The 15,399-nt window shown below is 47.9% G+C and carries 11 protein-coding genes; 2 read left to right on the top strand and 9 right to left on the bottom strand.

Annotation, left to right across the window (positions count from 1 at the left end; genetic code table 11):
* Positions 1-325 precede the first annotated feature (325 nt).
* From AC58QT_RS21815 to sigY, 4 genes are all read right to left on the bottom strand, one after another.
* The gene (locus AC58QT_RS21815) at positions 326-1,531 is read right to left on the bottom strand and encodes an MFS transporter (RefSeq protein ID WP_497410885.1); all 1,206 of its coding nucleotides are present in this window, start codon (positions 1,529-1,531) and stop codon (positions 326-328) included.
* 185 nt (positions 1,532-1,716) lie between these two features.
* Positions 1,717-1,929: a sigmaY antisigma factor component gene (locus AC58QT_RS21810; protein WP_497287187.1), complete on the bottom strand. Its 213-nt coding sequence runs from the start codon at positions 1,927-1,929 to the stop codon at positions 1,717-1,719.
* Positions 1,916-2,329: a YxlC family protein gene (locus tag AC58QT_RS21805; RefSeq protein WP_497410884.1), complete on the bottom strand. Its 414-nt coding sequence runs from the start codon at positions 2,327-2,329 to the stop codon at positions 1,916-1,918. The genes AC58QT_RS21810 and AC58QT_RS21805 overlap by 14 nt, the downstream gene beginning before the upstream one ends.
* A complete protein-coding gene (sigY, locus tag AC58QT_RS21800) occupies positions 2,330-2,854 on the bottom strand; it encodes an RNA polymerase sigma factor SigY (RefSeq protein ID WP_497410883.1) in 525 nt (174 codons plus the stop codon).
* A 178-nt stretch (positions 2,855-3,032) separates the two neighbouring features.
* Between sigY and AC58QT_RS21795 the strand changes: the two genes are divergently transcribed.
* Positions 3,033-3,914 carry a GNAT family N-acetyltransferase gene (locus tag AC58QT_RS21795; RefSeq protein ID WP_497410882.1) on the top strand — a complete coding sequence of 294 codons (882 nt, stop codon included), beginning with the start codon at positions 3,033-3,035 and terminating at the stop codon, positions 3,912-3,914.
* A gap of 70 nt (positions 3,915-3,984) precedes the next feature.
* On the opposite strand, the gene pyrH is transcribed toward AC58QT_RS21795, so the two are convergent.
* From pyrH to AC58QT_RS21780, 3 genes are all read right to left on the bottom strand, one after another.
* Positions 3,985-4,725: a UMP kinase gene (gene pyrH / locus AC58QT_RS21790; RefSeq protein ID WP_497410881.1), complete on the bottom strand. Its 741-nt coding sequence runs from the start codon at positions 4,723-4,725 to the stop codon at positions 3,985-3,987.
* A gap of 166 nt (positions 4,726-4,891) precedes the next feature.
* The gene (locus AC58QT_RS21785; protein ID WP_497410880.1) at positions 4,892-6,217 is read right to left on the bottom strand and encodes an MFS transporter; all 1,326 of its coding nucleotides are present in this window, start codon (positions 6,215-6,217) and stop codon (positions 4,892-4,894) included.
* A 133-nt stretch (positions 6,218-6,350) separates the two neighbouring features.
* On the bottom strand, positions 6,351-9,236 hold the full coding sequence (locus tag AC58QT_RS21780; protein WP_497410879.1) for an ATP-binding protein: 2,886 nt from the start codon (positions 9,234-9,236) through the stop codon (positions 6,351-6,353).
* A 211-nt stretch (positions 9,237-9,447) separates the two neighbouring features.
* On the opposite strand from AC58QT_RS21780, the gene AC58QT_RS21775 reads away from it, so the two are divergent.
* A complete protein-coding gene (locus tag AC58QT_RS21775) occupies positions 9,448-10,629 on the top strand; it encodes an EAL domain-containing protein (protein ID WP_497410878.1) in 1,182 nt (393 codons plus the stop codon).
* Between the two features lie 158 nt (positions 10,630-10,787).
* On the opposite strand, the gene AC58QT_RS21770 is transcribed toward AC58QT_RS21775, so the two are convergent.
* Together AC58QT_RS21770 and AC58QT_RS21765 are read right to left on the bottom strand one after the other, a co-directional pair.
* The gene (locus tag AC58QT_RS21770) at positions 10,788-13,664 is read right to left on the bottom strand and encodes a DEAD/DEAH box helicase (protein WP_497410877.1); all 2,877 of its coding nucleotides are present in this window, start codon (positions 13,662-13,664) and stop codon (positions 10,788-10,790) included.
* The gene (locus tag AC58QT_RS21765; protein WP_497410876.1) at positions 13,652-15,250 is read right to left on the bottom strand and encodes an SWIM zinc finger family protein; all 1,599 of its coding nucleotides are present in this window, start codon (positions 15,248-15,250) and stop codon (positions 13,652-13,654) included. Before AC58QT_RS21765 ends, AC58QT_RS21770 begins: the two co-directional genes overlap by 13 nt.
* Positions 15,251-15,399: the final 149 nt, after the last annotated feature.

Genomic DNA, 15,399 nt, shown 5'->3' with positions numbered 1-15,399 from the left:
CAAAGGTACGGTCACATGCGATTTCAAATAAAGGTGTGCCATAACGTTATTTGCTACATAGGGATGTTCTGCGAAAAAATAGCATTACGGAATAACGCTATTTCGACCGAATGTCGTGGAATTTATCCATTTAGGGTGAAATAACGTTTTTTTATAACGTTATTCTCCCGTATTCTCTTCTAAACTAACAAATAAGATGTTTTCATAACGCTATTTTGCGACCGAGATTCATCTCTATGTCATGGAAGCGATAAGTTATCTCCATCTATTTATCGGCATTTCCATCCTTAGGAAGTCCCCTTTCTCTAGCCCATCCAACAGTTCGTTACATGGCTTGCTGGTTGGCCTTTTGTTGATTTCTCCGTAGAAGCGGGTTTAACAACACAACGCCTGCTATCAGCAACGCGCCACTCAACACATACACCGTCAACAAAGACGTCATATCCTTCAAGTAACCAGAAAAGGACATCCCCACGAGCATCATCCCCATGAAAATCGGTGTAATCGCACCGCCAACTCGCCCCATGAATGGCCCTTCCGTGTTACGCATAATCAGGGTTTGAATACCCACATGGATACAGGGATAAAACAATCCACTTACGATTTGTAGGATTAGTGTCACAGATACAAGGGTAGAAGCTCCGACGCCGATGGTGCAAACTGCACTTACTAATAAGCCAGTGGCAAGTAAAAACTGGGGTTTCACCTTTTTTGCAATCCCCATAATGACCGTACCTCCGATGAGCATAGCCGCCCCGTTGGCCATCAAAAACCATTGTAGAGACTGTTTGCTTAATCCTAATTTCTCCACAGCGATGAACAAGGCAAGTGGTTGAATCAAGCCTGCCGCTAATCCCGTAACTCCGAAAGTAAGGCTAAGTGTTCTGAGCGCACGGTTGGTGTACACATAGTGTAGTCCGGTTTTCAGCTCTTTCAAGAAGTTTGTGGTTCCTGAAGCGGCTTCTTCCATCTCGTCTTTTGGGAGGAACATCAGGACTATGGATGATCCGAAGAACATCACACCGGTGAGGATAAGAGAAGCTTCCACGCCGTAGTTTAAATAAATGAACGTACCGATCACAGGGCCTAGGACCATGAAAATCGCAACGAGAGATTGAGACATCGCCATAACACCTTGGAGATGCTCCGCGGGTACATTCTTTTTGTATAGCTTCATGGCAGAAGGCTGTGAGAATTGCGATAAACTCGCCGAAATGAACGTCCCGATGAGCAAGGCATACCAAGAGCCAGATAACAGAGTCAACAAGACAAGAAATACGGTTGCAGCGGATAAAAGATCACTCCAAACCATGGTCCGTTTTGGCTGCCACCGATCGGCAAACGTGCCGCCAATAAAGGCGAAGATGAAAATAGGTGCCGTCTCCACAATGGAAATTAAGGAAAGATACTGCGGATTATTGTGGGTAATATCCGAGATGTAGAGGAGAATGGCGAAATTTCGGATCCAAATGCCGAGCTGTAGGAGCACACGGGATAGGAGGATGGTTTGCACATAACGATTTTTAAACACAGGTCTTACTCCTTTCAAAATAATATTTACTAAATTACTAATTTACTAAATTAGTAAAACAACAACCAAATCATAGCCCACTCGACCGAAGGAAGTCAATACGATTTTGATTTTTTCCAATACTTGTGTCTATCTAGACATGAAAAAACGACTGCCATGGAGGCAGCCGCTTCTAGACATACAGATTACTTACGGTGAATCTTACGAACCGCAAAGAGGTAAACAATGGTGGGAACCGGGGCCTGAATAATGCCCCAAATGCCCCAAAACCATGGGTGACGGGCACCGCGCTTGCGGGAGTCCATATAGAGCCATGTGCTTTGGATGAGCATAATGAGTGCAAGACTAATCCATGCCCAGAGGGGAAGTTGATCGAATTTGGAGTCAGTTGTTGTCATGAGAATCCACCTGCTTTCTTAAGATGAGCCAAGCTAACGGAAGGAATATCGCCGCAGCTTGGATGGAGAGGAAGGCAACAGGCTGAGCTGTTACCGTCAGATATAAGACATAAAACAAGAACATTGCGCCGATCCATAGGATGACTAGATCACGGATTAGCTTGGATTTCTGCTTGTTTTGCGTCGTTGCAATATGCTGATCAAACCAAGCTGCATTGGGGGTTGGAATCGGGATGGCGTCATCGAGCAATTCCAGCCCGTCGCGCAATTGACGAGTGATGTCCTCGTCATCTAGACCCTGGCCAGCACGAGGCTGCGCGCTTCCATCTTGCACCTTGCTTGCTCCTTCGCCCGACGCCTCAATCTCACGCTTCCGCCTCTTTTGCGACTCTTCGTCCATCTAGTTCAACTCCTTCCGTAGTTGTTTCAGTGCATGGTGCACTCTCGATTTCACAGTGCCCTCTGCAAGGGAGAGCATGTCGCCAATTTCTTCATAGGTGTATCCGTAGTAATGCTTGAGAATGAGCGGAATGCGACTCTCACGCGGCATTTTAGCTAAAGCATCTAACACCTCAGGCCAAGCATCATCCGTGTGATGGGCTGTCTGCCATTGCAGCTGGCGCAAGGTCTGCTGCTGCTCTTTCTCTTGCCACTTGCGCTCCCAGAGGCGGCGTCTCCCTTGATCGATCATCAACCGAGTTGCGATGGTGATTAACCAGGACGAGAACTTCGAAGTCCCGTTGTAGAGTTTTATTTTTTCAATACATCGGGCCATTGTTTCTTGCGTGAGATCCTCGGCTTGGGCAGGATTCAGTGTGATTTTGACCAGATATTTATACACAAACGCATAATGCTGCTGGAGTAGCTGAGACAGAGCCGCGGTGTCGCCTACCATGGCTCGACGAATGAGTTCGTGCTCTTCCAAGTGTTTGAACATCCTCTCTGCCTGGTTTCATAGATAGTACGAACAGCTCGTGAAGATCGTTCACAGCCCCAAGAAAATATTTTTTGAATGATTTATTAGCTTACCACCGTAGTGCTCAGACATGTATAATGACAGCAGGCAAGTCCATATGAATGAGATGATTAATGGAGGACAACATATGAAACAAGGCATCTATGCAAGAGCTGGCTTAACCCCTGAAGAGTTGGAGGAAGTTAGAGCTTTATGGGAGATATGTAACACGCACGAAGGTATTGAAATTAAATTAAACTGGAGCACCTTATCTAGCCGTCCTGTTGGTGTGACCAATGATTTCGTTTATTACGAAAATGACCGGATTATCGGTTTTCTGGCCATCTATAGCTTTCTCTCCACTGAAGTGGAAATCAGCGGTATGGTGCATCCTGAGGCTCGACGAAGAGGTATATTCGGAAATCTCGTTCAGTCAGCGATTGAAGAGTGTAGAAAACGGGAGGTTCCGAAGCTTATTTTCATCAACGAGCACAGATCCAAGAGCGGCAAGGCTTTTCTAACGAAGCTGAGCGCGTACTACTCTTTCTCTGAATATGTGATGGATTTGAAAGAGCAAATCATCCCCCCAGTCTCTGACCAAACGCAAGTCAGCATTCGCTTAGCGGATCCTGCAGACACGGAGTTATTGGTGAAGCTGAACATGTCAGGCTTCGATATGACGGAGGGGGACACACGTGAATATGTAAGCCAGACGATAACGGGTGAGAAGGAACGTACCTGGATAGCGGAACTTGGTGAGAACAAAGATCCGATTGGAAAACTTGGAGCGATGGTGGAGCCGGGAGTAAGTGGGTTTATCTATGGTTTTTGTGTGTTGCCTGGAGTAAGAGGCAAAGGGTATGGCCGCCAAATTTTGAGCCAGACGATTACTGAACTAAAGCAACGAGATAGGGTGGAGAGTATCAAACTGGAAGTATCGGTTGAGAATGAGAAGGCACTCGGGCTCTATGAATCTTGCGGGTTCGCAACGAGAAATGCACAAGACTACTACGTGCTTCTTCTAAGCTAAAAGAAAAGGATAGCGCAGCAGGACTTCTGCTAGCTATCCTTTTTTTGTTCTTGGAGGTTATGCCGCTGTATTAATGGTAAACGAGCTCGGAAGAACCGCTAATAATGGTGCCCGTATTCAGCCCCACGCAAATATCCTTCATCGAGCCAGGCTTGTCGAAATTAAACACATGAATCGGAACATGGTAGTCCCGCGCTAGAATAAAAGCGGATTGATCCATCACTTGCAAATTATGTTGTATGACATCATTGTAATGGAGGGATTTGTACTGGAGTGCCTCCTGATGGTGCTTCGGATCTTTGTCAAAGACACCGTCGACGCCTTGCTTAGCCACAAGAATGGCATCGCAATTCACTTCAATGGCACGCTGCACGGACGGGTAATCCGTCGTAACGAAAGGCTGCCCATTCCCGCCAGCGAAAATGACGATGTACCCTTTTTCCAAGTGGTGAATGGCTCGTAAACGAATGAAGGGCTCCGCTACGGAAGCGATCGGAATCGCGGTCATGACGCGAACTTCGGCGTCAGTCTTCGCTTTTAATACACCGCGTAGCATCAAGCTGTTGATGACGGTCGCCAGTGTGCCGATGTTATCTGCTTCGGCCTTCTCGATGCCCCAGCTTTCACCCATATTGCCGCGGAAAATATTGCCCCCGCCAATCACAAGGCACACTTCAACACCCAAATTCACGACGGTCATAATTTCATTGGCGATATGATCCAGCTGTGTAGGATCGAAACCAAATGAGTTGTTGCCTGCTACAGCCCCGCCACTAAGTTTAATGAGGACTCGTTTGTATCGCAAAGCCATGTCCATATCCCCTCTCTCTGATGAGAACACCTGTACGACAAGTTGTGTCTGACTAGGTTGTGTAGTGCGGGCACCTTGGATGTTTGCAAAAAAAACACTAAAGCCCTTGAATGCTCTAGTGTTTTCTGTGTCTGATTTCCTCTGGTTAGAAGTAATTGTACATGAACTAAACGGGGTTTTGCAATTTCTGTGGAACTCGCATATGAACGATAAGACCAATGATAACGAGAACAAGCAAGGAGCCCAAAGCCACACGGCTTGCTAAGTTACCTGTGGATGCCAAAGCCCAAGTAATTGATCCGTATAAGGCAGGCCCTACAATGGAGGACACTTTCCCTGAGAAGGCGAATAGGCCGAAGAATTGGCCGCGCTTTTCTTCTGGTGTTAGCTGCACAATCAATGTGCGGGACGTCACCCACATAGCACCCATGGAGACGCCATACAGGCTGCCTGCTACCCAGAAAATGCTTTGGCTCGTCGCAAGGGCGGCGAGGGAGATGGCGACAATCAGGATAAGAGCGACGATGGTTACCGCCTTCTTAGGCCCAATACTGCGCGTGACATACCCGAAGAGGAAGGAGCCAATCACACTGCTCACCGTGGACACGAGATAGAGTAGAATGAACTGCCCCGTGGAGAAGCCCATGACCGTATTGGCATAAATGGCCATAACCGCAATCGCTGTGGCGATGGCATCGTTAAAGAAGAAGTAGGCGATCATGAAAGTGAAGGCTGCCTGGTATTTTCGCGCTTCCTTGAATGTTGCCCAAATCTCGCGATAGCCGCTAAGCAATGATTTGTTACTAGCCACAGGCTTTTGAGGTTTCTCCTTGTACAGCAACATAATCGGGAGTGAGAAAATGAGGAACATGACGGCACTTGGGATGAATGTACTCTCAAAGTGGTTATCATGAACGAACAAGAAAGCAATAAGGCCGACGAGCGTACCTACATAACCAACCGCTACACCAAACCCAGAGATTAAGGGGATTTCACGTTCATTACCTAGATCGGAGATCATGGAATCATAGAAGACTAGGCTGGAGTTATAGAAAAATTTTGCAACCATGAAGCATAAAATAACACCAAGAATTGACGTATTGAGACCAAGCCATTCTTGATCTGTTTCCCATAGGGCCGATGCTCCCATGAGCAGTGTTGCGATAATTGCGATGAGTGTGAAGGGGACGAGGTAGGCTTTCTTTTTGCCGGTACGATCTATCCAGACACCGAATAAGGGAGATAGGAGCACTAAGAATAAGCTGGATAACGCATTGGAATAGGTGATGAAGGTACTGGCAATCTGGTTCATTTCCTCGCTGCTGCCTAGAGTTTCTTTTAAGTAAAAAGGATAAAACACAGTTACGATATTAGAAGAAAAAATGGTATTTGCAAAATCATACATCGCCCATGCGAAAACAGGCAGGGAGAAAAACAACGCCCACACACTACGTCCTCGTACTGGATTGGAAGCGGATTCAAGCTTTGCCATTTGGGCACACCCTTTCTCTGCACTTACCTCTATTTCTTTACTATATTAGCGATGCTATATAGAAATCCCTCTATCTTTACATGAATAATAAAATCTCCCCCACCTAAGCAAGGTAGGAGAGATCAATGAACGGTTACTTGTCCGATGGTCGAATGAGATCAACTTCAATCATGTCTTGATTCTCTTCCATCTTAAGTACATTAATTCCGTTGCGTATTAAGGTCGTGGTGAGCGTTTCTTTGTCTTGAACAGGAAAAACATAAGCTAAGCTGCTCTTATTGTCGAGCAAGCGTTTGGCTACCTGGACGAGTCGTTCCATCGTGAACGGCTTTTTCAGGTATTTCTCAATCTCTTTTTCATGATAGTCATGAGGCGGATCGAGCGCTGTTGAAACAATAACAGGCGTTTGCGCGTGCAACGGATGTTTGTACAAATCTGCGATGAAATCCCAGCCCGTTTTCTCGCCCTCCAGATGAATATCTACGATGAACAATATCGGGCCTTCGCCCTCACAGCGCCGCAGCGCAATCATTCCTTCTTCGGCAGAACGCAGCTGGACGGAAGGCAGGTTCAATTTATGCAAGGCGACTTGAATTAATTTGGCCAAATTATCATCGTCTTCGAAAATAACGATTTTCCCGTCTAGGCCAGAAATTTCATATTGATCAAGCTCAATACGGAACGTGGTGCCATGGCCCATTTCAGACGTATAGGAGATATGTCCGTTGTGGCCCTCTATTATTTCCTTAACAATGGCCAGTCCAAGGCCAGTGCCGCCAATCTGGCGGCGATCCGAGTTATCGACCCGGAAAAATTTGGAGAACATATGCTCATTGGCTTCCTGAGGTATGCCTAATCCATAATCTTGAATAGCTATCGTAATTTTACCATCGTGAGCTGTCAGATAAATGTCGATATGATCAGCTGCTGGCGAGTACTTAATCGCATTGCTAATGAGATTATCGAACACTTGGCGAATACGATCAACATCTGCTCGTACCCACAGCTCTGGCTCTTGCTGCTGATGAAGAACAATGTGATGAAGCTGCTTATCCTGCCATTGCTCTGCAATTTCACTGACGATAGACTGCAAATGAATCGGTGCGAAGTTGTACGATTGACGACCGGATTCCATCCGCTGTAGATCTAAGAAATCATTAATTAAATTCGACAAGCGTTGCGCTTCGTTATAAATGGTTTCCATGTAACGCTTTTGCTTCTCTTTCGGAAGATCACGATGCAATAAAATTTCGATAAATCCAAGCACACTGGCCAGCGGAGTTCGCAGCTCGTGTGAAACAATGGAGATAAATTCATTTTTCATCTCATCAACACGCTCTTCTTCCGTACGGTCACGGAACACGAATAGGTAGCCTTGTTGCTCCGTACCTTCGCTAACAACCGTAGCGTAGAGCTCGGCATGTTGCAGCTGCTCGCCACTCTGGAAGCTAAAACGTTGTGTCAAATGAGATAACGAGCGATCAATCAAAGCCTCTATCGAAGCTGCTACCCCATGAAAGCTAGGGTTGTGGGCTCCGATGTCAAAGCTGCAGTCAACGAAGTTCTGGCCGACACGTTCATCTAGTCCGAAATATTGATTCATCCGGTGATTGGAGAAGAGAATCTTGCCTTGAGAATCACACATCATCATGCCTTCATGGGCAGATTCCAAAATATTTTGAATCAAATCGTGTTGTCCTTCTAATAGCAACTTCTCTGCGGTGAGTTGATCATTCAGCATGGCTAAGCTTTCCGCTTGCTGCAACTTCTGATCATTGACAAGCTGTGCGTAGAAGGCTAATCCGAATTGCCGTACTAATCCTTTGGTCAGACGCTGATTATCATCTTGATAGTGTGAGCATTGGTAACTGGTTAGTAAAAGAAAGCCAATGACTTCTTGTTTGTCATCTGTCAGTGGAATGTAATGATCAATAGCTCGTAGCACTCCGCTGTGTATACCTTGCTCATTGCCTGTTACATCACGGGTATGTGTAATGGCCACACCTTCATCGAATACACGTCTGGATGGCCCAAATAGTTCACTGCGGGAAGCTTGAATCTGTCCTTTGGGATACCCAATGGAATGAATAACCTCGTAAGAGACAGGTCCATCATCCAGGCGATTCTCGAGAACGACCAACGCTGCATCATGAGCTAACGAATTTAAGAGAGCAGGCAACGTATGTTTCAAGAAATCGGTCAACTTCACATAGCCGGTAAGTTTCTCTTGATAAGAGGAAATGAGTTCTAAATCCCGTTCGCGTTCAGATAGCTTAGCCAATGTGATCTGCTGCTCTTCTTGCTGGGCAATAATTTCCTCGTTCTGCGACTCGAGGCTCTCCGCCATATAGCGGTACGTTTCTTCGCTCTTGCGCAGCTCTTTCTCCGCTTGGAAAGAACGCAAGGAGATAATGATGGACATACCCCCTGCTAGAAGTGCGATGATGAAGCCAATTAGGGTGATCAAACGGGAGGTTTGTCCAGCTTGCTGAGAGGCCTCATAAGCCGTTGAGGTGATTTGCTCAATATTATTTGCAATGCTGGTATGAATGACTCGATAGCGATCCATCAGCGTTTTGCCGCCAGTGACACGGGCTTTTGCCTCTTCAATTTTACCCGCACGGAATAATTCTAAGGTCGTATCATAATACCTTTGCAAATTGGTAATGGCAGGTACCGCCTGTGTGTCAATAATGATTTGCAGTGTGGGATACTTCTTGCCGTAGGTTGAAAGGGTATTTAAATCAGCAGCAACCTGGTCTCTTCCTGCGGTGTATGGTTCAAGGAACTGTTCACTTCCACCTAGTTGGTAACCACGAAGCCCTGTTTCCTGATTAATTAAGCTGGTCAATAAACTATTGGCTGTCGTAAGAATTGGGATAGCCTGATTCACAATTGCATTGTTTTCTTTCTCCATATTTCGAGAAGCCAAGTAGTTGTACACACTGACGAAAGCAAGCAAAACAACTATTAAAATGACATATAACATGGAGATACGTGATCTCGTGAAGGTTTTCATATCCATCGCTCACCTAGCTTCTAATTAGAATGAAATATCCCATAGAATTTCGACAAACCTCAACAAATTCCTTTAAAAAACGCTTATGTCATGTTTTCTTCCATAAGAGATTGCAGAAAGTGATAATGTCGTTTAAAATATGAGTCAACAAGTCAACGGATGTTAAGTCGTATAACATGAGAAGTTTCTAAGAAGGAGGCGCACTGTGCTGGTGAAAAACATCAAGATTCCGCCGCGTCATGAGGTACGTCCCTATTTTCAACCGATCATTTCCTTACAAAGCCAACGAATCATTGGATATGAAACACTGGGGAGACGGGTTCGTGAAAGCGGTGTGGAGAGCTTAGGTCCCTTTTTCCAAGATCCTGATATTTCCGAGGATATGCACCTGATGATTGATCGATATTTGCGAGAGCAGGCGATAGAACGAATTGCAGCTTCTTCTGATGAAAGCGAGCTTTTTATTAACTTAAAGCCTTCTTGGATTTATAGAACCTACAAGCGAACAGGTGTCTTACCCACAATTGAACTATTGAAAAAATACCAGATAAACCCCTCACGAATTGTGATTGAAATTACGGAGGAGGAATTTACAGGCAAGCTCCAGGAGCTGACATGGATTGTTGAGCTCTATCGTAAATTCGGATGTACCATCGCCATTGATGATGTGGGGAGTGGTTTTAGTAATTTTGATCGCATTGCAAGTTTGCAGCCGAAGATTTTGAAAGTTGATCTGAATATTTTGAAAAAGAGTATCGTTCACGATGGCTACAAAGCAGTCATGCAGTCCTTCTCCATCGTTTCAGCTCAAATAGGTGCCTCATTACTCGTTGAGGGCGTCGAAACAAAGCAAGAACTGCGCAGCGCCTTACAGGTGGGGGCACGATATGTGCAGGGCTTTTTGTTCTCCAAAGCTGAACCGGATCTGCAGCATCCGGATGCCTATAAGGCCATGCTGGAAGAAGAGATCAAATCGTTCGGTCAGGATGAGTTTGGACGGTATCAACATCTTTTGAGTGTCCATCAAAGATTGGAAGCACTTATCCATTCTTCTGTTCACATCTCAAACGCCGAAGAGGCCGACACTGTGATCGAACAAATCATTGGCAACGTGACAGACAATTGTATCCGCATGTACATATGCCAGGGCGATGGCTACCAGACTTCATCCAACTATGCCCGTACAGATGAGGGGTGGAGCAAAGATGAGAGCTATCGTCAAGCAAACTGGACCTGGCGGCCCTATTTTATCTCTAATATCCTCATGATGAACATGCAGAGGCAAGGGATTCTCTCCCAAGCCTACACCGATCTAGATACCTCACGCCAAATTCAGACTTACTCTTGTGCGATGGGTGAGGGGTATTATTTGTTTTTGGATTTGGTGATTTGAGGGGCAGGGGATGGATGTAGTGTTAGACACGTTAGACGCGAAAAGGTGAGTAATGTAGTTGTGTGAAAATAAACACAACAAATAGGGTGCATGGAGCACAAAAGAGGTTACCCCAGGTGAAGCTTGGGATAACCTCTTTTGTGTTTGAAGCCGAGACCCTACGCCTCGACCCACTCGCGGCGGAGCGAGAACAGATCGCGCAGCTCGTCGGTCGACAGCTCCGTGATCCAGTTCTCGCCAGAGCCGACGATCTGCTGGCTGAGGCCGAGCTTGCGCTCGATCATCTCGTCGATGCGCTCCTCTAACGTGCCGAGCGTCACGAACTTGTGCACCTGCACGTGACGCGTCTGGCCGATCCGGAAGGCGCGATCCGTCGCTTGGTTCTCGACGGCGGGATTCCACCAGCGATCGTAGTGGAACACATGATTCGCCGCCGTCAGGTTGAGCCCGATGCCACCGGCTTTCAGCGAAAGAATAAACACATTTCGCTGCTCGTCGACCGACTGGTCATCAGCGTTTTGGAAGTGCGCGATCATTTCATCGCGCCCATTCTTGGATGTTCCGCCGTGCAGGAACAGCACTTTTTCGCCAAGCTCCTGCTGAAGCACATGCTGCAGCAGGTTGCCGGTCTCGACAAATTGCGTGAAGATCAAGCATTTGTCGCCCTCCTGGCGCAGCTCCTGCACCATTTCGAGCAAGCGCTCTAGCTTGTTGGAGCGTCCGCTCCATGGGGCGCCGAGCCCTTCTTTGAGCAATAAAGCAGGGTGGTTGCACACCTGCTTCAGCTTCGTCAAAGCAGCAAGGATCAACCCACGCCGCTCCATCGCGGAAAGCTTATCCAGGCGATCGAACATGTCCTGGATGTAGTTTTCGTACAACGAGCCTTGCTCCGCTGTGAGTGAGATGAACGTTTTGGACTCGTTTTTCTCCGGCAGATCCAGCTGAATAGCGGGATCCTTCTTTTCACGCCGCAGTAAGAACGGTCGAATCAACTTTTGAACCTTGCCAATCGTCGCCTCATCGCGCGTTTTCTCAATGGCGTTCACATAGCGATGAGTGAACTCTCGCACCGTACCGAGATAGCCTGGATTGGCGAAGTCGAAGATAGACCACAGCTCCGTCAACCGATTCTCGATCGGAGTTCCCGTTAAGGCAATGCGATGGAAGCCATTTAATCGGCGAATCGCCGTAGCTTGTTTTGTGTAAGCATTCTTGATATTTTGAGCTTCATCCAAGCAGATCGAGTTCCAAGCAATAGCGCCAAGTTCACTCTCATCCAGATGGGAAAGCGTGTAGGAGGTCAGTACCAAATCATAGTTGCCGACGATTTTCTCGCTGAAAGCGGGCCCTTTTAACCGTTGTGGTCCGTAGTGAAGATGGACGCGCAGCGAAGGCGCAAATCGTTTCAGCTCCATCTGCCAGTTCCCCAGCACAGATGTTGGACAAACGAGCAAAGACGGTGTATCTGGCTTCTCATTCTCCATAACCGTGAGTAAGTAGGTGATCCATTGGATCGTTTTCCCGAGACCCATGTCATCGGCTAAGCAGCCGCCAAGGCCAAATCTACGTAAGAACAACAGCCATGAAATGCCATCCACTTGATAATGGCGCAATGAGCCATGAAAGCTAGGTGGGGGCTCAATCGTCGGAATCGCGGAGGTTTGCGTCAGTTGATCGATCATGTGGCGCAGCTGTTCGTTCAACTCGACTTCCATGTCGAGGTAGCGCGCGGCATCCGGATCATCCTCAGCAGGTAATAATCCGCCTGCATCACCAGCAAAATGCAGCTCTAGCACATCGCGGAACGAAAGTCCCTGCTTCTTGTGCACTTGCTTCATAATCTGCTCGACCTGCGCCATGAAACGAGGGTCGAGTTGAATCCAGTTGCCTCGAATCTGGATCAGCTTGCGCTTCTCCTCAAGCAACTGACGGAATTCTTCCTCCGTCAGTTCTAAGTCCCCAACAGCCAGCTTCCAGTCGAATTGCATCAGCTGGGTTAGCCCGAACATCGTCTCCCGTCCAGAACCGACGGAAGACTTGATCTTCGCGCGCAGCTTCGGCCGCATCTTGCGGATGCGATCCCACCACGCCGGCAGGAACACGCTCGTTCCTGCCTCAACCAGTCGGACGCTTCCCTCTGCGAGGAAGCGCCAAGCCTCCTCCTCCGTCACCGACTGACGGAGGACGCCTTCACCCGCATCCAGCCACGGCAGGATGCGCACCCACTTCGCCGTGTCACGCTCGACACGGCCCAGCTCAGGCAGCCACGCCTCCGGCAGTGGCTGTTCACCAGCGACCGGCTCGCCGACGGTCGTCACGGTGCGCAGCACCTCCGGCGCCAGCCGGTCCTGCAGCAGCACGCGCAGCTGCCAGCCTGCGCCATGCGCCAGGTCGGGCTCCACGAGCTGCAGGCACGTCCGCATCGGCGTCCGATCCTGACGCCAACCAATGCTGACGAGCCAGTCTTCCTCGTCCAGCCACACCTCGCCGCTGACATCGCCGCGGCGCATGAGCGGATACGCTGCTTCCAGCTTGCGTAAATTGTCCTTCATGATCCCGTCGGCATCGACCCACTCCGGGATCAGTGCATGAATCCAGCGGGATATCGCTGGCGTCTCTAATAATTGCAGCTCTTCCGGCAGCTGCAATTTCCAGCCGATCTCGCCGGACTTCCATTTCTCGTAGTCCGGCATGAAGCGGCCTGTCGCCAACGACTCACGAATAGCAGGAGCTAGTGCAATCACATCTGCACTAGAAGCATGCCACTTTAGTTGTAAGTGCTGAACCGGCTGCGGTTCACTGAAATAGTCGAGAGCCTCCAGTGGCTGCAGCTCGATGCCCTCCCGATTTTGCCATTCACTCGGTTCCATGAAGGTGCCGAAGAAAGAGGCGCGATGCCAGGCGAAAAGCATATGTTTTAAATCAAGAGCATCCCAAATACCGCCGTTTTCACGGGAACCCCATAGAAATAATGACCCGTTAGGTAAGGAACTAACGTGAACGGTCAGCGCGCTGGTTTCGATCATCGAATCCATTTTCCTTTCTTGAGCTCTTCTTGGAAAGCACGCAAACGCGAGAACTTATCCGCTAAGCGGTAGATATAGTGCTCCCAGCGGTCATCCTGGCCGATGTGTTTATAAATGCTATGCAGCTTCTTAAGGAGGCGGACTGCCGTCTTGTAAGAAGCCCTATTTTTCTCCAGAACAGCCCGTTCGGCTGCTTGATGATAGAGCGGAAGCAGCAGCGCGGAATCATGCTCCTCGATCGCTTTCAGCTCCATCCCATATAGATTTAGGGGCGAAATGCGATTCGCAAGCTGCAAATCCACCCACTGCCGGTAGCGCTTCGTTTGCAATAAATAAGCTGTGTAATAGTAGTAAGAACGAGGCAGTAGGGACTCCATGACCTGAACCCATTCGCTGTCGTTCGCCAAGTGCTTGGTCGTATCCAGCCAATATTGGCAGAAGGTCCGGAAGTCATCGTGATTCGCGTTCGCAATCGAAGGGAATAGATGGCGCAGCCAGATCAGCATCTGATCCCACTGTCCATCATTCGCAAATTTATTTAAATAGAGAAAGAAATCCTTGGCCTGCGGATGAGCCAGCTGTGCAAGGCGTTCGAAAGCTTGCTCCGTATGGCCCTGCATAATATCAAAATGAGCCCTAGCCGCAATCAGTGTATCTTTCTTCTTCGGGAGCAGTTCCTTCTTGGTCAAAAGGTTATCAAGACGGGTTACTTCCTCTTTTTGTGCGCTAAGCTGATCGGTTAACTTCCACCAGATGAAACGGTACACAAACAGCCAATCTACAGGGCTATCCTTGCCTTGCAGGGCGGATTCTCCGACCATCTTCATCGTTGAAAGCCAGATTTTCGGTTCCGCAAGGAAAGAGCGATTCACATCAATTTGCTGTACGAACACGACAAGTTTATCTTCGCAGTTTTTGGCGGCGATTTTGCACCCATTTTCATGATAGTAAGATAGATAGGAGCTTTTCGTTTCTTGATAAAATTGTTCAATCTTCCGCATCATGAATAGCACAATGTGGAACATGTAGAGCTCACGCGTCGTATCGCGCCAGTTCGCTGCAAAAGGCGGAAGCGATTCCAGGGCGGACTCATAAAAGGTTTCAATGGAATGCTGATGAGAAATGGAGAAACCGTGGAATTTCCCTTCAAAAAAACGATGCCATTCACTAGGCATACTCTCTTCCAAAGGCACGTTCGCCTGTGCAGCCGCCTTGCGTTCTTGTATAACTGAGGCTGCAGCGCTGCGAGCTGGTTTCTTCCGTGTATGGATTTGTTGTTTCAACTGTTGCAGCACTAGCTCTGGTCGGCCATAAGTAGCGTATAAGCTGAAAAATGCAGCACCAATATGCTGACAGAAGCCCTCAAAGGAGCAAGTGCAGGTACTCGCTGCGAAATTTTCTAAATGAACTTCTGCTGTGTGGATCTGTTTGCCTGCGACAGTGGCCAGGACACTAAGCCCTTGGAGATCAACCTCGGTCACGCGGCCTTTATGATAATACTCCCAGCCTTGCTCCAGACGGGTGGCGTCGAAGTGAAGGGGGATTTGCTTAATGAGGTAGTTCATTCGATTTTTGGGAATTTGAAGTTTCAACATGTGATCGTTCCTACCCTCCGAGCGGCGCATTCCTTCTTCCATAGTAACAGATTTTTTCCGAAATTGCCCATTTCCACAGTTTATGCCAAAGGTGATATTTTTAATCCGTGCCGAAAGGGGTTAACCCTGCATTCTCACCTAGAATATGA

Source organism: Paenibacillus sp. J31R109 (assembly GCF_059692055.1).
Note: the sequence above shows the minus strand (reverse complement) of the source record. Positions and strands in the feature narration are given on the sequence as shown.